This window comes from Micromonospora sp. CPCC 206060 (assembly GCF_036906895.1).
Taxonomy (GTDB): Bacteria; Actinomycetota; Actinomycetes; order Mycobacteriales; family Micromonosporaceae; genus Micromonospora.
The window spans coordinates 1-18,297 of sequence record NZ_JBAKHU010000009.1 but is presented as its reverse complement, the minus strand read 5'-3'; the positions used below and the strand labels follow the sequence as shown (position 1 = coordinate 18,297).

Annotated in this window: 18 protein-coding genes; 9 read left to right on the top strand and 9 right to left on the bottom strand. The window is 72.0% G+C overall.

The window, feature by feature from the left end; all coding sequences use genetic code 11:
- Nucleotides 1-151 precede the first annotated feature (151 nt).
- From argC to argH, 8 genes are all read left to right on the top strand, one after another.
- Nucleotides 152-1,156, top strand: coding sequence for an N-acetyl-gamma-glutamyl-phosphate reductase (gene argC, locus V6U90_RS09535; protein WP_334433547.1), 1,005 nt, complete (start codon nt 152-154; stop codon nt 1,154-1,156).
- 114 nt (nt 1,157-1,270) lie between these two features.
- A complete protein-coding gene (gene argJ, locus V6U90_RS09530; protein WP_334433545.1) occupies nt 1,271-2,443 on the top strand; it encodes a bifunctional glutamate N-acetyltransferase/amino-acid acetyltransferase ArgJ in 1,173 nt (390 codons plus the stop codon).
- Nucleotides 2,440-3,345, top strand: coding sequence for an acetylglutamate kinase (gene argB / locus V6U90_RS09525; RefSeq protein WP_334433543.1), 906 nt, complete (start codon nt 2,440-2,442; stop codon nt 3,343-3,345). Before argJ ends, argB begins: the two co-directional genes overlap by 4 nt.
- A complete protein-coding gene (locus V6U90_RS09520; protein ID WP_334433542.1) occupies nt 3,342-4,601 on the top strand; it encodes an acetylornithine transaminase in 1,260 nt (419 codons plus the stop codon). Before argB ends, V6U90_RS09520 begins: the two co-directional genes overlap by 4 nt.
- Complete coding sequence (gene argF / locus V6U90_RS09515) at nt 4,598-5,524, top strand: ornithine carbamoyltransferase (protein ID WP_334433540.1); 927 nt, start codon at nt 4,598-4,600, stop codon at nt 5,522-5,524. The genes V6U90_RS09520 and argF overlap by 4 nt, the downstream gene beginning before the upstream one ends.
- Nucleotides 5,521-6,036 carry an arginine repressor gene (locus V6U90_RS09510; RefSeq protein WP_334433538.1) on the top strand — a complete coding sequence of 172 codons (516 nt, stop codon included), beginning with the start codon at nt 5,521-5,523 and terminating at the stop codon, nt 6,034-6,036. The genes argF and V6U90_RS09510 overlap by 4 nt, the downstream gene beginning before the upstream one ends.
- Complete coding sequence (locus V6U90_RS09505; protein WP_334433536.1) at nt 6,033-7,238, top strand: argininosuccinate synthase; 1,206 nt, start codon at nt 6,033-6,035, stop codon at nt 7,236-7,238. Before V6U90_RS09510 ends, V6U90_RS09505 begins: the two co-directional genes overlap by 4 nt.
- Nucleotides 7,239-7,252: 14 nt before the next feature.
- On the top strand, nt 7,253-8,716 hold the full coding sequence (gene argH / locus V6U90_RS09500; RefSeq protein ID WP_334433534.1) for an argininosuccinate lyase: 1,464 nt from the start codon (nt 7,253-7,255) through the stop codon (nt 8,714-8,716).
- 120 nt (nt 8,717-8,836) lie between these two features.
- On the opposite strand, the gene V6U90_RS09495 is transcribed toward argH, so the two are convergent.
- The 3 genes from V6U90_RS09495 to V6U90_RS09485 are packed head-to-tail and all read right to left on the bottom strand — an operon-like array spanning nt 8,837 to nt 11,963.
- The gene (locus V6U90_RS09495; protein ID WP_334433532.1) at nt 8,837-9,667 is read right to left on the bottom strand and encodes a sugar phosphate isomerase/epimerase family protein; all 831 of its coding nucleotides are present in this window, start codon (nt 9,665-9,667) and stop codon (nt 8,837-8,839) included.
- Complete coding sequence (locus V6U90_RS09490) at nt 9,664-10,815, bottom strand: dihydrodipicolinate synthase family protein (RefSeq protein ID WP_334433530.1); 1,152 nt, start codon at nt 10,813-10,815, stop codon at nt 9,664-9,666. The genes V6U90_RS09495 and V6U90_RS09490 overlap by 4 nt, the downstream gene beginning before the upstream one ends.
- Nucleotides 10,812-11,963, bottom strand: a complete 1,152-nt coding sequence (locus V6U90_RS09485; protein WP_334433528.1) for a Gfo/Idh/MocA family protein — start codon at nt 11,961-11,963, stop codon at nt 10,812-10,814. Before V6U90_RS09485 ends, V6U90_RS09490 begins: the two co-directional genes overlap by 4 nt.
- Before the next feature lie 473 nt (nt 11,964-12,436).
- Between V6U90_RS09485 and V6U90_RS09480 the strand changes: the two genes are divergently transcribed.
- Entirely contained in the window at nt 12,437-13,453 is a 1,017-nt protein-coding gene (locus V6U90_RS09480) for a LacI family DNA-binding transcriptional regulator (protein WP_334433804.1), read from the top strand.
- Between the two features lie 46 nt (nt 13,454-13,499).
- Here the strand turns inward: V6U90_RS09480 and V6U90_RS09475 are convergent, their stop codons facing one another.
- From V6U90_RS09475 to V6U90_RS09455, 6 genes are all read right to left on the bottom strand, one after another.
- Complete coding sequence (locus tag V6U90_RS09475; protein WP_334433526.1) at nt 13,500-14,357, bottom strand: PmoA family protein; 858 nt, start codon at nt 14,355-14,357, stop codon at nt 13,500-13,502.
- The gene (locus tag V6U90_RS09470) at nt 14,354-14,965 is read right to left on the bottom strand and encodes a hypothetical protein (RefSeq protein WP_334433524.1); all 612 of its coding nucleotides are present in this window, start codon (nt 14,963-14,965) and stop codon (nt 14,354-14,356) included. The genes V6U90_RS09475 and V6U90_RS09470 overlap by 4 nt, the downstream gene beginning before the upstream one ends.
- A 4-nt stretch (nt 14,966-14,969) precedes the next feature.
- On the bottom strand, nt 14,970-15,590 hold the full coding sequence (locus tag V6U90_RS09465; RefSeq protein WP_442933555.1) for a carbohydrate ABC transporter permease: 621 nt from the start codon (nt 15,588-15,590) through the stop codon (nt 14,970-14,972).
- Entirely contained in the window at nt 15,575-15,775 is a 201-nt protein-coding gene (locus V6U90_RS33915) for a hypothetical protein (protein ID WP_442933554.1), read from the bottom strand. Before V6U90_RS33915 ends, V6U90_RS09465 begins: the two co-directional genes overlap by 16 nt.
- A 73-nt stretch (nt 15,776-15,848) precedes the next feature.
- On the bottom strand, nt 15,849-16,829 hold the full coding sequence (locus V6U90_RS09460; protein ID WP_334433522.1) for a carbohydrate ABC transporter permease: 981 nt from the start codon (nt 16,827-16,829) through the stop codon (nt 15,849-15,851).
- Nucleotides 16,830-16,863: 34 nt separating this feature from the next.
- Nucleotides 16,864-18,213, bottom strand: a complete 1,350-nt coding sequence (locus V6U90_RS09455; RefSeq protein WP_334433520.1) for an ABC transporter substrate-binding protein — start codon at nt 18,211-18,213, stop codon at nt 16,864-16,866.
- Between the last annotated feature and the right edge of the window lie 84 nt (nt 18,214-18,297).

Genomic DNA, 18,297 nt, shown 5'->3' with positions numbered 1-18,297 from the left:
CGATCAGGTAGGAGGAGGGAGCCCGTCCCGTGCCCGGGCTGATGTGCTGCGGTGTCATGCGCCCACTGTGATTTCATGCGGGGTTCCGTATGAAGTTGCAGATCCCCCAGGTGTCGGGCTACCCTTTCTGCATAGACATGCGGAGGTGGGTATGGGTATCAAGGTTGGGGTCGCCGGGGCGAGCGGGTACGCCGGTGGCGAACTGCTCCGCCTGATCGCCGGCCACCCCGAGTTCGACCTGACCGTCGCCACCGCGCACAGCCAGGCCGGTCAGCCCGTGGCGGCCGTACACCCGAAGCTCGCCGGGCTGGACCTGGTCCTCAGCGCGACCGACCCGGGCGCCCTGGCCGACGCCGACCTGGTCTTCCTGGCGCTGCCGCACGGCCAGTCGGCGGCGCTCGCCGCCGCCCTGCCGTCCGGTGCCAAGGTCGTCGACCTCGGCGCGGACCACCGGCTGACCGACGCCGCGGCCTGGCAGCGCTACTACGGTGGCGTGCACGCCGGGGCCTGGACCTACGGCCTGCCCGAGCTGCCCGGCCAGCGGGCGGTGATCGCCGCCGCGACCCGGGTCGCGGCGACCGGCTGCTACGCGGTGGCCACCACGCTGGCGCTGGCCCCGCTGGTCGCCGCCGGTGCGGTCGCCCCCGACGACGTCGTGGTGGTCGCCGCCTCCGGCACGTCCGGCGCCGGCCGGGCCGCCAAAGCCAACCTGCTGGGCAGCGAGGTGATGGGTGACCTGTCGCCCTACAAGGTCGGCGCCCACCAGCACGTACCCGAGATCAAGCAGGCCACCGGAGCCACCTCGCTCAGCTTCACCCCGGTACTGGCCCCGATGCCGCGTGGCATCCTGGCCACGGTCACCGCGGTACCGTCGGCCGGCGGCACCGACCCGCGTGCGGTCCTCGCCGGGGCGTACGCCGACAGCCCGTTCGTGCACGTGCTCCCCGAGGGTGCCTGGCCGCACACCGCCGCCACCCTCGGTTCGAACTCCTGCCACCTCCAGGCCACCGTCGACGTCGACTCCGGCCGGGTGATCGTGGTCAGCGCCATCGACAACCTGGGCAAGGGTGCGGCCGGGCAGGCCGTGCAGTGCGCCAACCTGATGTCCGGCCTGCCGGAGACCACCGGCCTCTCCGTCTGGGGGATCGCCCCGTGAGCGCGAGGAGCGCAGCGCAGCGGAGCACCGCAGTCGCGAACAAGGAGGTGGCTCGGTGAGCGCGAGGAGCGCAGCGCAGCGGAGCACCGCAGTCGCGAACGAAAGGGCAGCCCAGTGACCGTCACCGCCCCTCGGGGCTTCCGGGCCGCCGGTGTCGCCGCCGGTCTGAAGAGCAGCGGGGCGCTGGATGTCGCCCTGGTCGTCAACGACGGACCGGATGCCACCGCCGCCGGGGTCTTCACCGCCAACCGGGTGAAGGCCGCGCCGGTGCTCTGGTCCCAGCAGGTCCTGCGGGGCGGGGTGGTACGCGCCGTGGTACTCAACTCCGGCGGCGCGAACGCCTGCACCGGCTCGCCCGGTTTCCAGGACACCCACGCCACCGCCGAGCACACCGCCTCGGCACTGACCGGCTCGGCGGGCCGGCTCATCCTCGGCGCCGGTGACGTGGCGGTCTGCTCGACCGGCCTGATCGGTGAGCGGCTGCCGATGGACAGGTTGCTCCCCGGTGTCCGGGCCGCGGTGCGGGGACTGTCCCGCTCCGGCGGGCCGGCCGCCGCCGAGGCGATCATGACCACCGACAGCCGGCCGAAGACCACGGTCGCCACCGGCAGCGGCTGGATGGTCGGCGGAATGGCCAAGGGCGCCGGCATGCTCGCCCCGGCCATGGCGACCATGCTCTGCGTGCTGACCACCGACGCGGTGGCCGGTCCGGAGGCGCTCGACGCCGCGCTACGGGCCGCCTGCCGAGTCACCTTCGACCGGATCGACTCCGACGGCTGCATGTCCACCAACGACACGGTGCTGCTGCTGGCCAGCGGCGCGTCCGGCATCGCCCCGACCGACCTCGAACTGGCCGCCGCGGTCACCGCGGCCTGCCACGACCTGGCCCAACAGCTCATCGCCGACGCCGAGGGCGCGACCAAGCAGATCGCCGTCGACGTGGTCGGCGCGGCCAGCGAGGACGACGCGGTCGAGGTGGGGCGCGCGGTGGCCCGCAACAACCTGGTCAAGACGGCACTGTTCGGCAACGACCCGAACTGGGGCCGGATCCTCGCTGCGGTCGGCACCACCGGCGCCGCCTTCGAGCCCGACGCGGTCGATGTCGCGGTCAACGGGATCTGGGTGTGCCGCTCCGGCGCCGCCGCCGAGGACCGTTCCAAGGTCGACCTCTCCGGACGGGACGTCACCATCCGGATCGACCTGCACGCGGGCCAGACATCGGCCACCGTCTGGACCAACGATCTCTCCCACGCGTACGTGCACGAGAACTCGGCGTACTCGACATGAGCCTCACCGCTGACCTCACCCGGGCCCAGGCCAAGGCGGCCACGCTGATCGAGGCGCTGCCGTGGCTGGCCCGGTTCTCCGGCGCCACCATCGTGGTCAAGTACGGCGGCAACGCGATGGTCGACCCGCAGTTGCAGCAGGCGTTCGCCGCCGACATGGTGTTCCTGCGGTACGCCGGCCTGAAGCCGATCGTCGTGCACGGCGGTGGGCCACAGATCTCCGCCATGTTCAAGCGGCTCGGTATCGCCAGCGAGTTCAAGGGCGGCCTGCGGGTCACCACGCCGGAGGCGATGGACGTCGTCCGGATGGTCCTGGTCGGCCAGGTCGGCCGGGAACTGGTCGGCCTGATCAACTCGCACGGCCCGTACGCGGTCGGCCTCTCCGGGGAGGACGCCCGGCTGTTCACCGCGGTGCGCCGTCCGGCGTACGTCGACGGCGAACCGGTCGACATCGGCCAGGTCGGTGACGTGGACTCGGTCGACGTCTCGGCGGTGACCGACCTGGTCGACGCGGGTCGGATCCCGGTCATCTCGACCGTGGCGCCGGACGCCGACGGGGTGCTGCACAACCTGAACGCGGACACCGCCGCCGCCGCGCTGGCCATCGCATTGCAGGCCCGCAAGCTGGTGGTACTGACCGATGTGGCCGGGCTCTACGCCGACTGGCCGGACACCGACAGCCTGATCTCCGAGATCACCGACGAGAAGCTGGCGGAGCTGCTGCCCAGCCTGGAGTCGGGGATGGTGCCGAAGATGGAGGCGTGTCTGCGGGCGGTACGCGGCGGGGTGCCGGCCGCGCACGTCGTCGACGGTCGGGTCGCGCACTCCACGCTGCTGGAGGTCTTCACCTCGGAAGGATTCGGAACGATGGTCGTGCGCGCGGAAGGTTCGGTGGAGTCGTGACCTCGCTTGTGGAACGCTGGGGCCAGTCCATGATGGACAACTACGGCACGCCGCCGCTGGCCCTGGTCTCCGGCTCCGGTGCGGTGGTGGTCGACGAGGCCGGCCGGGAGTACGTCGACCTGCTCGGCGGGATCGCGGTCAACGCCCTCGGCCACGCCCACCCGGCCGTGGTCGCCGCCGTGTCCAAGCAGGTCGCCACCCTGGGGCACGTGTCCAACCTGTTCGTGGCCGAACCCCCGGTCGCCCTGGCCGAGCTGCTGCTCGCGTTGGCCGGACGGCCCGGCCGGGTCTTCTTCGCCAACTCCGGTGCCGAGGCCAACGAGGCGGCCTTCAAGCTGTCCCGGCTCACCGGGCGGACCCACGTGGTCGCCACCCACGGCGGTTTCCACGGTCGGACGATGGGCGCGTTGGCGCTCACCGGCCAGCCGGCCAAGGCCGACCCGTTCCGTCCGCTGCCCGGTGACGTCACCCACGTCCCGTACGGCGACACCGCCGCCCTGGCCGACGCGGTCACCGACGCCACCGCCATGGTGATCATCGAGCCGATCCAGGGCGAGAACGGCGTGGTGGTACCCCCGGCCGGCTATCTCGCCGAGGCCCGGCGGATCACCTCGGCGCACGGCGCGCTGCTGGTGCTCGACGAGGTGCAGACCGGGATCGGCCGGACCGGGCACTGGTTCGCGCACCAGGCCGAGGGGGTCCTGCCGGATGTGGTCACCCTGGCCAAGGGGCTCGGTGGTGGCCTGCCGATCGGCGCCTGCCTGGCCTTCGGCGGCGCCGCCGACCTGCTCGGTCCGGGTGCGCACGGCACCACCTTCGGCGGTAACCCGATCAGCTGTGCCGCCGCGCTCGCGGTCATCTCCACCATCGCCAGCGAAGGGCTGCTCGACCACGTCAAGCGGGTCGGCGAGCGGATCCGGCACGGCGTCGAGGCGCTCGGCCACCCGCTGGTCGCCGAGGTCCGGGGTGCCGGCCTACTGCTCGGCATCGTCTTCACCGCGCCGGCCTCGGCGGCGGTGGCCGGGGTGCTGCGTGACGCCGGCTTCCTGGCCAACCCGGTGCAGCCGGGGGTACTGCGGCTGGCGCCGCCGTTCGTGCTCTCCCTGGAGCAGGCCGATGCGTTCCTCGCCGCTCTGCCCGCAGCCCTGGACGCCGCCCTGCCCGTGACGGCGGCCGGGAGCACCCCGCCCTCGACCCCGGCGGCCGGTACACCGTCGACCCCGCACCCGACCGCCATCCCGGAGTTGACCGAATGACCCGCCACTTCCTGCGCGACGACGACCTCAGCCCGGCCGAGCAGTCCGCCGTGCTGGACCTGGCCGCCCGGATGAAGGTCGACCGGTTCGCGTTCCGGCCGTTGGCCGGCCCCCGGGCGGTGGCGGTGCTGTTCGACAAGCAGAGCCTGCGCACCCGCATCTCGTTCGACGCCGGCATCGCCGAACTCGGTGGACACCCGCTGGTGGTGGACACCCAGGTGACCCACTTCGGTCGGGGGGAGACCCTGGCCGACGCCGGCCGGGTGCTCTCCCGCTACGTCGCCGCGATCGTGCTGCGTACCCACGGCGACGACCGGATCGCCGAGGTGGCCACCGGGGCGAGCGTGCCGGTGGTCAACGCGCTGACCGACGGCTTCCACCCCTGCCAGCTCCTGGCCGACCTGCTGACCGTCCGGGAGCACCTCGGCGGCACCGCCGGCCGCGTCCTGACCTACGTCGGTGACGCGGCGAACAACATGGCCCATTCGTACCTGCTGGCCGGGGCCACCGCCGGGATGCACGTGCGGGTCGCCGGGCCGGACGGGTACGACCCGTCCCCGGAGGTGGTGGCCCGGGCCGAGCAGATCGCCGCCACCACCGGCGGCTCGGTGGCCGTGCTGCGCGACCCGGCCGATGCGGTGAAGGCGGCCGACGTGATCGCCACCGACACCTGGACCTCGATGGGCCAGGAGGGTGACGGTCGGGACCGGATGACCCCGTTCTGGCCGTACCAGGTCAACCCGGAGCTGCTGGCGTTGGCCGCGCCCGGGGCGATCGTGCTGCACTGCCTGCCCGCACACCGGGGCGAGGAGATCACCGACGCGGTGCTCGACGGCCCGCAGAGCGCGGTCTTCGACCAGGCGGAGAATCGGCTGCACGCCCAGAAGGCGCTGCTCACCTTCCTGCTGGAGGCCGATTCATGACCGGACCGCTGACCCGCACCGCCCGGCACGCCCGCATCGTCGAGCTGGTCCGGGACCGCGCCGTCCGGTCGCAGACCGAGCTGGCCGACCTGCTCGCCGCCGACGGTGTGCAGGTCACCCAGGCCACCCTGTCGCGGGACCTGGAGGAGCTGGGCGCGGTGAAGGTACGCGGGGGCGACGGTCCGGCCGTCTATCTGATCCCGGAGGACGGCAAGCGCCCGCTGCGGGACGCCGAGTCGGCTCCGGCCCGGCTGGTCCGGCTGCTGCGTGAGCTGCTCACCGGCGTCGACTCCAGCGCGAACATCACCGTGCTGCGTACCCCGCCGGGCGCGGCGCAGTTTCTGGCCAGCGCGTTGGACCGAGCGGGCCTGCCCGAGGTCGTTGGCACCATCGCCGGCGACGACACCATCCTCGTTGTGGCCCGCGAGGCCGTCGGCGGCGCCGCGTTGGGAGCGAAGCTCTCCGCGTGGGCCGGCCGGGATGACCATGTTGAAGGGAGCACCACACCATGAGCGAGCGGGTCGTACTGGCGTACTCCGGGGGTCTGGACACCTCGGTCGCCATTCCCTACCTTGCCGAGCAGACCGGTGCGGAGATCATCGCGGTAGCGGTCGACGTCGGGCAGGGCGGCGAGGACCTGGCGGCCATCCGGCAGCGTGCGCTGGACTGCGGCGCCGTCGAATCCGAGGTGGTCGACGCGCGTGACGAGTTCGCCGCCGAGTACTGCCTGCCGGCCATGCGGGCCAACGCCCTCTACATGGACCGGTACCCGCTGGTCTCCGCGCTGTCCCGGCCGCTGATCGTCAAGCACCTGGTCATGGCGGCCCGCAAGCACGGCGGCACGATCGTGTCGCACGGCTGCACCGGCAAGGGCAACGACCAGGTCCGGTTCGAGGTCGGGCTCGGCGCCCTCGCGCCGGACCTGAAGATCATCGCGCCGGCCCGGGACTTCGCCTGGACCCGGGACAAGGCCATCGCGTACGCCGAGGAGCGCGGCCTGCCGATCGACGTGACCCACAAGTCGCCGTACTCGATCGACCAGAACCTGTGGGGCCGGGCGGTCGAGACCGGTTTCCTGGAGGACATCTGGAACGGCCCGATCGAGGACCTCTACTCCTACACCTCCGACCCGGCCGAGCCGCGGGACGCCGACGAGGTCGTGATCACCTTCGACGCGGGCGTACCGGTCGCCGTCGACGGTGAGACGGTCACCCCGTACCAGGCGATCGTGGAGCTGAACCGGCGGGCCGGCGCCCAGGGCGTGGGGCGGCTCGACATGGTCGAGGACCGGCTGGTCGGGATCAAGAGCCGGGAGGTCTACGAGGCTCCGGGCGCGATCGCGCTGATCACCGCGCACCAGGAGCTGGAGGCGGTCACCGTCGAGCGTGACCTGGCCCGGTTCAAGCGCAGCGTGGACCAGCGCTGGGGCGAGCTGGTCTACGACGGTCTGTGGTTCTCCCCGCTCAAGAAGGCCCTGGACGCGTTCATCGACGACGCCCAGCAGCAGGTCAGCGGCGAGGTGCGGCTCACCCTGCACGGCGGTCGCGCGGTGGTCACCGGCCGGCGGTCCGAGGCGAGCCTGTACGACTTCGGCATGGCCACCTACGACACCGGTGACACCTTCGACCAGTCGCTGGCCAAGGGTTTCGTGCAGCTCTGGGGTCTGCCGAGCAAGATGGCCGCGGCCCGGGACGCCCGGTTGGGTGGCTTCTGACCGTGCAGACCAGAATGAACGGCGTGGACGACAAGAGCCTCACCGAGAACAGCGCCGCCACCAACCGTACGAGCCTGTGGGGTGGCCGGTTCGCCGGCGGCCCCGCGGAGGCCCTGGCCCGGCTCTCGGTCAGCGTGCAGTTCGACTGGCGTCTCGCCCCGTACGACATCGCCGGCTCCCGGGCGCACGCCCGGGTGCTGGCCCGGGCGGGGCTGCTCGACGCCGACGAACTGGGCCGGATCCTGGCCGCCCTGGACGACCTGGAGGCCGCCTGCGCCTCCGGGGCGTTCCGTCCCACCGTGGACGACGAGGACGTGCACACCGCGCTGGAGCGCGGTCTGCTGGAGCGCCTCGGTAGCCTGGGCGGCAAGCTGCGGGCCGGGCGGTCCCGTAACGACCAGGTCGCCACCGACCTGCGGCTCTACCTGCGCGACCACGCCCGGGGGGTGGCCGGTCGGCTGGTCGAACTGGCCGACGCCCTGGTCGAGCAGGCCGAGCGGCACGTCGACACGCCGGCGCCGGGGATGACCCACCTCCAGCACGCCCAGCCGGTCACCTTCGGGCACTGGCTGCTCGCCCACGTGCAGCCGCTGCTGCGGGACCTGGACCGGTTGCGGGACTGGGACGCCCGGGCCGCGGTCAGCCCGCTCGGCGCGGGTGCGCTGGCCGGGTCGTCGCTGCCGCTGGACCCGGTACGCACCGCCCAGGAGCTGGGGTTCACCGCCGCCGCGGCCAACTCCATGGACGCGGTCGCCGACCGGGACTTCGTGGCCGAGTTCCTCTTCGTCACCGCGCTGGTCGGGGTGCACCTGTCCCGGCTCGGCGAGGAGGTGGTCCTCTGGACCTCGCAGGAGTTCGGCTGGGTGGAGCTGGACGACGCGTTCGCCACCGGTTCGTCGATCATGCCGCAGAAGAAGAACGCGGACATCGCCGAGCTGGCCCGGGGCAAGTCCGGCCGGCTGGTCGGCGGCCTGATGGCCGTGCTGACCATGCTCAAGGGCCTGCCGATGACCTACGACCGGGACATGCAGGAGGACAAGGAACCGGCCTTCGACGCGGTCGACACCCTGGAGCTGCTGCTGCCGGCGCTCGCCGGGATGATCTCCACGATGACGGTACGCGTCGACCGGCTGGTGGCCGCCGCGCCGGTGGGCTACTCGCTGGCTACCGAGGTGGCCGACTGGCTGGTCCGCCGGGGCGTACCGTTCCGTGACGCGCACGAGATCACCGGTCGGCTGGTGGCGCTCTGCGTGGCCCGGGACTGTGCCCTCGACGAGGTGTCCGACGAGGATCTAACCCTGGTCAGCGAGCATCTCGACCCGGGGGTGCGCGAGGTCCTGTCGGTGCGTTCGGCGTTGGCTGCCCGGACCACCCCCGGCTCGACCGGCCCCGGTCCGGTCGCCGACCAGCTCGCCGAGGCGGTCGACAAGCTCACCGGGTGGCGGCAGTGGGCGGCCGAGCGGGTCGTGCCACGCTGAGCTGAGCCCACCCAGCCCGCCGCCTGACAGCCCGCCGATCATGGAGTTGTGGTGCCCCGCAAAAGCCACCTGACGGGGTATACCACCCACCACAACTCCATGATCGACAAGGGGCTCCGGCTAGGCGACGTGGTCCAGGTAGCCGGCGATCGCCTCGGCGAGTACCTCCCGACCGGGGCGGGCCCACACGTCGGCGTGGAACACCTCCACCTCGACCGGACCGGTCCAGCCGGCGGCGTCCACCGCCTGACGCAGCCGGCGCAGTTCGATGCAGCCCGCGCCGGGCAGCGCCCGACCGAGCAGCACCCCCTCGGGCAGCGGGGTGACCCAGTCGCAGACCTGGAACGCGGCGATCCGCTCGCCGGCCCGGGCGATCTGCTCGTAGACCCGGTCGTCCCACCACACGTGGTACGCGTCGACCACCACACCGACGGCGCCGGCCGGGAACTGCTCGGCGATGTCGAGTGCCTGGCCCAGGGTGGCGACCACGCACCGGTCGGCGCAGAACATCGGGTGCAGTGGTTCGATCGCCAGCCGTACCCCGGCCGACTGCGCGTACGGCACCAGCTCGCCGATCGCGTCGGCGACCATCCGCCGGGCCCCGTCGATGTCCCGGCTGCCCGCCGGCAGTCCGCCGGAGACCAGGACCAGGGTGTCGGTGCCCAGCGCGGCGGCCTCGTCGATGGCGACGCGGTTCTCCTCGCGCCACCCGTCGGCGGTGAAGAAGCCGCCCCGGCACAGTGAGGTGACGGTCAGCCCGGCGTCGCGGACCAGCTTCGCCGCCCGGGCCAGCCCGTACTCGGCGACCGGCTCGCGCCACAGGCCGATGCCGGGTACGCCCGCCTCGGCGCAGCCGGCGACGACCTCCGCCAGCGGCCAGTGTTTCGCGGTGGCCTGGTTGAACGAGAACCGGGCCAGCCGGTGCCGGGGGAGCGGGCCGCTGACGGTCACTGCTGCACCCCCGCCACCGCGAAGTACGCCCGGGCCCGTGCGGCGGCCAACTCCGGGTCGGCCAGCAGACCGGCCCGTTCGGCGAGGACCAGCAGCTTGGCCAGGTGGACCGGCGACCGGCCGGACTGCTGACCGCCCACCATGGTGAAGTGGTCCTGGTGCCCGCAGAGCCAGGCCAGGAAGACGATGCCGGTCTTGTAGTGGTAGGTCGGTGTGCCGAACAGGTGCCGGGCCAGCGGCACCGTCGGCGCGAAGATCGCGTCGTAGGCCGCCAGGTCACCCCGGTCCAGTGCGGTCAGCGCCGCCGCAGCGGCCGGCGCGATGGCGGCGAAGATGCCGAGCAGCGCGTCGGAGTGCCCGACCTCGTCGCCCCGGATCAGCTCCGGGTAGTGGAAGTCGTCACCGGTGTAGAGGCGTACCCCGGCGGGGAGCCGGCGGCGCAGGGCGATCTCCCAGTCGGCGTCGAGCAGGGACGTCTTGATGCCGTCCACCTTCGCCGCGTGTTCCTTGACCAGGTGCAGCACCGTCTCGACGGCCAGGTCGAGATCGGTGGAGCCCCAGTAACCGGCCAGCGCCGGGTCGAACATCGGGCCGAGCCAGTGCAGCACCACCGGCTGGTCGGTGGCGGCCAGCAGCTCGCCGTAGATCCGCAGGTAGTCCTCCGGCCCCCGGGCAGCCGCGGCGAGGTGCCGGCTGCACATCAGCACCGGCCGGGCCCCGGCGGCGATGACGTCGTCGAGCTGCTCGCGGTACGCGGCGGCGATGTCGGTCAGGCTGGCCTCGCCCGGCGGGAACTGGTCGGTACCGACCCCGGCGACGATCCGGCCGCCCACCGACCGGGCCTCGGTGGCACTGCGCCGGATCAGTTCCCGGGTCGCCGGGTAGTCCAGCCCCATACCGCGCTGGGCGGTGTCCATCGCCTCCGCCACACCCAGCCCGTGGGACCACAGGTGGTGCCGGAAGGCCAGGGTGCGGTCCCAGTCGAGGACCGCCGGGGCGCCGGGGACGTTCTCCGCGGTCGGGTCGGCGACCACGTGCGCGGCGGCGTACGCGATCCGCGACGTGGGCGGTCCGGCCGGCCGGGGGAAGCCACCGTCACCGCTGATCCGCAGCCGGGTGCCGTCGGGCAGGCGTACCTCGGCGCTCATCGGGCCAGCTCCGCAACCTCGACCCGACGCTGCTCGCGGGCGGAGAGCAGGCCCAGCTCGGCGAGTTGTACGCCGCGCGCCCCGGCCAGGAAGTCCCACCGGAAGGGCTCGTCGGCGACCACGTGCCGCAGGAACGACTCCCACTGCACCTTGAAGCCGTTGTCGAACTCCTCGTTGTCCGGCACCTCCGTCCACTGGGCACGGAAGTTCTCGGTCACCGGCAGGTCCGGGTTCCACACCGGCTTCGGCGTGACGCTGCGGTGCTGCGCCCGGCAGGTGCGCAGCCCGGCCACCGCGCTGCCCTCGGTGCCGTCGACCTGGAACTCCACCAGTTCGTCGCGGTTGACCCGGACGCACCAGGAGGAGTTGAGCTGGGCGACGATGCCGCCTTCCAGCTCGAAGATGCCGTACGCCGCGTCGTCGGCGGTCGCCGGGTAACTGCGGCCGGACTCGTCGACCCGTTCGGGGATGTGCGTGGCGGTCACGCAGGAGACGGCGCGTACCCGGCCGAACAGCTCCTCCAGCACGTACTGCCAGTGCGGGAACATGTCCATGACGATGCCGCCGCCGTCCTCGGCCCGGTAGTTCCAGGAGGGACGCTGCGCCGGCTGCCAGTCACCTTCGAACACCCAGTAGCCGAACTCGCCGCGTACCGACAGGATCCGGCCGAAGAAGCCACCGTCGATGAGCCGCTTGAGCTTGCGCAGGCCGGGCAGGAAGAGCTTGTCCTGCACCACGCCGGTGCGTACCCCGGCGGCGGTGGCGGCGCGGGCCAGGTCGAGAGCGGCGGCGCTCTCCTCGGCCAACGGCTTCTCGGTGTAGATGTGCTTGCCGGCGTCGATCGCCTGCCGGATCGCCTTCTCCCGCTGTTGGGTGACCTGGGCGTCGAAGTAGATCTGCACGTCGTCGCGGGCCAGCGCGGCGGACAGGTCGGTGGTCCAGTCGGTCAGCCCGTGCCGTTCGGCGATCTCCCGGAGCCGGGTCTCGCTCCGGCCGACCAGCACCGGTTCGGGCCAGATGGTGGTCCCGTCGGCCAGCGGGATACCGCCCTGTTCCCGGATGGCCAGCAGGGAGCGGACGAGGTGCTGCCGGTAGCCCATCCGGCCGGTTACGCCGTTGACGATGATGCCGATCGGCCTGCGGGTCATGGTGTTCCTTCCGTGTACTCGGTCGGCCGTCGCCGTACGGATCTGGTCGGCACGGCACCGGCCGGCCCGTCCGGTGGACCGGTCGGGGCCGTCCGGTCCGACCGCCGTGGGGCGGGATCGGGCCGCCAGCCCCGACGGGGTGCGGTGGCCCGGTCGGCCGACCGGGCGCCAGAGGGTCCGGGGCAGGCCGGGGGCGGGACCGCACTCGCCGGACGGTGGGTGGGGGGCGAAAGGCGCATAGGTAAGCGCTTTCCCGAAAAGCGTAGGCGTCACCCGCCGTCAGGGCAAGGGTCCGCACAGTGGCCTTCCTCTCCGCCCGCTCCGGAACCCCCGCTGCACCCCACCCGGCACCCTGCTCCGCCGGCCCGACCCCACAACCCGTTCGGGCCGGTCGGCGCAGCGCTGCGGTGCGGTAACCTGACGTCTCGCCGCCCCGGTAGCGGCATCAATGGTCCGGACAGGAGGGGATGACCATGGCGACGCTCGCCGACGTCGCCCGGCGGGCGGGGGTCTCCCCGGCCACCGCGTCCCGGGTCATCAACGGCAGCAGCAAACCGGTCGCCGACGAACTCCGCGAACGGGTCATGCAGGCGGTCGCCGAGCTGCGGTACGTGCCGAACGCGTACGCCCAGCTCCTCGCGCGGTCCGACCGCACCGCGGTCGGCGTGATCGTGCACGACGTGTCCGACCCGTACTTCGCCGAGGTCACCCGAGGGCTGCAACGGGTCGCGACCGAACGCGGCCGGCTGCTGATCATCTGCAACAGCTACCGCGATCCCGAGCGCGAACTGGAGTACGTCGAACTGCTCCGGGGCCAGCAGGTCGCCGCGCTCATCCTCGCCGGCTCCGGCTATCACGATCCCGCCTTCACCACGCTGCTCAACGAGAAGCTCGCCGCGTACGAGGCGACCGGCGGGCGGGTGGCGGTGATCGGTCGCCACGAGCACTCCGGCGACGCGGTGATGCCGGCCAATGAGGACGGTGGCTACCTCGTCGGCCGGGAACTGCTCGCCCTCGGGCACCGGATGGTCGGGGTGATCGCCGGCCCCCGGGTGCTCACCACCACCACCGACCGGATCGCCGGCCTGCGCCGGGCCTTCGCCGCGCAGGGCCTGACCCTGCCCGAGGAGCACATCTGCTACGCCGGCTTCGACCGGGACGGCGGCGTTCAGGCCACCGGCGCACTGCTCGACGCGGTGCCCGGCTTGACCGCCGTGGTCGCGTTGAACGACCAGATGGCGATCGGCGCGCTGGCCCTGTTGCGCTCGCGCGGGATCGCGGTGCCGGAGCGGGTCTCGGTGACCGGGTTCGACGACATGCCGATCGCCCGGGACGTCACCCCGGCGTTGACCACCGTCCGGCTGCCCCTGGTCGAGATGGGGGTGCGGGCGATGACCCTCGCGCTGGATCCGGGGACGACCGGCGGGCGGGTGGAGGTACTCGCCGCCGAACTGGTCCGCCGGGACAGCACCGGGCCCGCGCCGGCCTGAGCCCGGGACCGCCCCGGCCTGAGCCGGGACGGGGCCCGCCGACTGCTCAGCCGCCGGTACCGAGCCGGTCGGCCAGGCCGGCGACGGTGGCCCGGTCGGGGTGCCCGTCGAGTACCGCGATTCGGTGCCGGCCGGACCGGCTGCCGCCGGCCGGGATCGACCGGGTCCGCGCGAAGGCGAACGCCGCGCACACCCCCGGGTACATGGCGGTCCGGACGAACCACCGGTCCTCCTCGGCCAGGCCGCAGAAGACCAGCGTGTACGCCGCGCCGTCGGCTGCCGTACCGGTGAGCGCCACCCATGGTTCGGCGCTGCCGTTGACCTTCTCCGCACCCTCGGCGGTGGCGGTGAAGGTGTCCGCCGGATCGGTCGACACGGCCCGCCAGAAGAAGCCGCCGTACCCGGCCCCACCCGGCCGGCCGTTGGTGGCCGGGCTGCCGAGCACGACGTCGTGGTCGGCCGGGGCGGTCAGCGTGTACGCCACGTCGAGCAGCCACCCGCCGGCCGGCCCGGCCAGCGGCGCGGCGGCCAGCCGACGGTGCTCGGTGAGCAGTACCGCCCCGTTCCGGTCCCGCCACTGGAGACGGTGGGCCAGCCGGTCGGCGTACCGCTCGTCCCAGCCGGTGTGCGCGATCCGGCCGTGGTCGTCGCGCCAGGTGTACCCGGTGTCGCGGACGTAGGTGCGTCCGCCCCACAGGTTGGTGCCGTTGACGTCCTGCACCGCCAGCGAGGCACCGAGGTGCCACACGTGGTCGGCGGGCAGGGCGTCGGTGACCACCGTGCCGGCGAGGGTCCGTACCGGGTGCAGGTACGGCCGGGGACCGTGCGTGGCGTCCAGGTCGGGATCGAGGACGTACCGGGCCACCGGTACCCCGTCGACGTGCAACTGTGGATCGTCGGTCACGGCTGCTCCAAAGTGACCTCGGCCCGCACCGGTCGGCGGGCGACGGCATGGCAGGCGGCCAGCACGTAGCCGGCGAGGATCGGTACCGCGACCGGGGTGACCAGCAGGGCCAGCAGCGCGGCGACCGCGCACACCCCGCTCACCCCGGCCCAGCGGGCCGGCCGGGCCAGGGACTCCGCGGCGGCGGTCCGCGCCGCCGCCCGCCAACCCCGGCCGCCGGTCCGGCCGACGGCGACCACGACCAGCCCGGCGTACCCGGCCAGCGCGACCGTCACCACGACGGTGAGCAGCAGCGCGGGCGGGCCGCCGGGGACCGCGCCGCGGGCCAGCGCGGCGAGGTCCAGTGCCAGCAGACCGGCGGCGGCGAGGGTGAGCAGCGCCACCGGGATGCCGGCCGGTACGGCCCGGACGAACCGGCGCAGGGTGCGCCGGGCTGTGGGCCAACTGCCGTCAGTGAGCCAGTCGTGCAGGGCGGCACTGGCGGTGGCGACCGCCGCCGGGGCGGTCACCAGCGGCACTGCGGCCAGCGTCGCCACGATGCCGAGCAGTGCCAGGTCGCTGCCGTCGCGCAGCACGTCCCGCCAGTCCCGCCGTTGCCCTGTGCTCACCGGTTCACCCCTTGAGCCCGCTGGTGTTGATGCCCTCGACCAGCATCCGCTGGAAGGCGACGAAGAACAGGAACACCGGCAGCAGCGACAGCACCGACATGGCGAACATCGGGCCCACCGCGCTCTGGCTGGTGGAGTCGATGAACAGGGTCAGCGCCACCGGCACGGTGTAGTCCTCCAGTTGGGAGAGGAACACCAACTGCCGGAAGAAGTCGTTCCAGGTCCAGATGAACGAGAAGATCGCCGTGGTGACCAGCGCCGGCCGGCTCAGCGGCAGGATCACGTGCCGGAAGATGCCGAACGCGTTGGCCCCGTCGATCTTCGCGGCCTCGTCCAGCTCGCGCGGGATGCCCCGCATGAACTGGACCATCAGGAAGACGAAGAACGCCTCGGTGGCCAGGAACTGCGGGACCAGCAGTGGCAGGTACGGCCACTCCCCGCCGACCATGCCCAGGCTGCGGAACAGGATGTACTGCGGCACGATCAGCACGTGACCGGGGAGCAGCAGGGTGCCGATCATGACGGCGAACCACAGCCCCCGGAGCCGGAACCTCAGCCGGGCGAAGGCGTACGCGGCCAGCAGACAGGAGACACCGTTGCCGACCACGGTCAGCAGGCTGACCATGGCGCTGTTGAAAAAGAACCGGCCGAAGCTGACGTCGAAGTTGGTCCACCCTGGGCGAAGTTGCCCGGGGTGAACTTCTCCGGCAGCAGGCCGATGTTGTTGACGATCTCCTCCTGGGACTTGACCGACGTCCCGATCATCCAGATCAGCGGGTAGAGCACGACCGCGAGGATCGCGATCAGCACGGCCAGCCGGACCGCCTGCCGGGCCCGCCGCCGGTCCGCCGGGCCGCAGGTACCGCTCCCGTGACCGCCACCATCACTTCTCCCCGTCGGAGTAGTGCACCCAGAACCGCCCGGTGCTGAAGAAGACGACCGTGATCAGGGCGATGGCCAGCAGGAAGACCCACGCCATCGCGGAGGCGTAGCCCATCTCCAGGTCGGTGAAGCCCTTGATGTAGAGGTTCAGCGTGTACATCAGGGTGGAATCGACCGGGCCGCCGGTGCCGTTGCTGAGCACGAACGCCGCGGTGAAGCCCTGGAAGCCGTTGATCGTCTCCAGCACCAGGTTGAAGAAGATCACCGGGGACAGCATCGGCAGGGTGACGTTGCGGAACTGCCGGAACCGGCCCGCGCCGTCCACCGACGCGGCCTCGTACAGCTCGGTCGGCACCTGCTTGAGCCCGGCCAGGAAGATCACCATCGGCGCGCCGAACTGCCAGATGGCGAGCACCATCAGGGTCTCCAGCGCCCAGTCCGGGTCGTTGACCCATGGCTTGCCCTCGATGCCGAACAGGCTGAGGAAGGAGTTGAACGCGCCGTCCCGGTTGAACATGTTGACCCAGACGATGGCCAGCGCCACGCTGCCGCCCAGCAGGGACGGCAGGTAGAACAGGCCCCGGAACAGGCCGACGCCGCGCCACGCCTTGTTCAGCAGCAGGGCCACGCCGAGCGCGGCGGCCAGCTTCAGCGGTACGGCGATCAGGGCGAACTTCAGGGTCACCTGCACCGCGTGCCAGTACGACGGGTCGTCACTGAACATCCGCCGGTAGTTCTCGAACCCCACCCACTGCACCTCGGACCAGGGGGTGAGGATGTCGTAGTTGGTGAAGCTCAGGTAGAGCGACAAGAGCATGGGAATCGCCGTGACGGCCATCAGACCGATGAGCCAGGGCGACAGGAAGACGTACCCGGCCAGACTCTCGCTGTGCCGGAACCGCCCGGTTCCGCCCCCGTGGGAGGCGGACCGGACGGATCCGGTGTCGCGTCGAGTCCGGTCCGGCGTCGTGGTCAGGGCCACGAGCCGGCTCCTTTCCGAATCCTCAGCGGGCAGGTCAGCCGATCGCGGCCTTGCAGGCGGCAATGAACTGCTCGGCGGCCTTCGCCGGGGTGGCCCGTCCGTACTGCGCCTCCTCGGCGGCCTTGATCAGCTCGGCGCGGACCTTGCTGTGCCCCTTCAGCGGCACCTGCGGCGACTCACCGAACTTCTGCGCCAGTTCGGTCTCCACGGCGATCGAGGTCTTCATCGCCGGGTCCTTGACGTCGTCGCTGACCAGCTTGCGGATGTCGAGGTTCGACGGCAGGCCCCGGTCGGTGCCGAGGATCTTGGCGGCCTCCGGGTCGTTCAGCAGGAAGTTGACCACGTCGACCGCGACGTCCTTGTGCTTGCTGCCCTTGAACACCGAGAGGTACATCGAGGCGCGGGCCCACTGGGCGCTCGGGTCACCCGGGTACGCCACGACCCCCAGCTCGTCCTTGGTGTTCTTCTTCAGCTCCGGGAGCTGGTTGGCCCAGACCCAGGAGGTGGCGGCCTTGCCGGTCACCACGAGCTGCTTGGTGATGTCGGTGGCGTTGCCCTCGTGGATCACGTCGGCGGTCGGGGTGGCACCCCGGTCGCGGGCACCCTTCCACAGCTCGAACCACCTGGTCACGTCCTCGACCGTGAAGCCGAGTTCCTTGCCCTTGTAGAGGTCCTTGCCCTGCTGGCGCAGCCACACCCAGAACGCCTTGTAGTCGGCGCTCGGGTCCATCGTGCCGGGGATCTTGGTCTTCTTGCTCACCTGCTCGGCCCAGGCGATGTGCTCCTCCCAGCTCATGCCGGTGGTCGGCTCGGGCAGGCCGTTCTTCTGCAGCAGCGTCTTGTTGTAGACCAGGCCCTGGGTGTTCTCCCCGGCGGCGACACCGGCGAGCTTGCCGTCGACCACGCCGTACTGCCACAGGCTCTTCGGGAACTTCGAGACGTCGAGCTTGCCGTTGTCCTTGTACGAGGTCAGGTCGAGCGTGGTGTTGCGGGCCGCGTACTCGGTGAGGAAGTTGTCGTCGATCTGGAAGATGTCCGGCGGGTTGCCACCGGCGGTCAGGGTGGCCAGCTTGTCGAAGTAGCCCTGGTTGGCCTGCCAGGTCTTCTCGAAGGTGACGTTCGGGTGCTGCTTGGTGTAGAGGGCGAGGGCCTCCTCGGTCAGCTTGGCCCGGGCCTCACCGCCCCACCAGAAGATCGACAGCTTGACCGGGGCGTTCGGGTCGGTGCTGGCCGGCTCGTCACCACCGCAGGCGGCGGCGCCGAACATCAGCGGCATGGCGACCGCCACTGCGGCGATGCCGCGCAGCAGCCGGCGCCGGGGGAGTTGGGTACGGTGGCTACGCGCGGTGGTTGCGTCCGCCGTCGAGGGCGTTGCGGGGTACATCTGTGCTCACTCCTTGGGCGTTAGGCCGCGTTTCGTAAGGCTCGGAGCCACTGGTCGATGATGGCGATGGTGACGGTGGCTTCG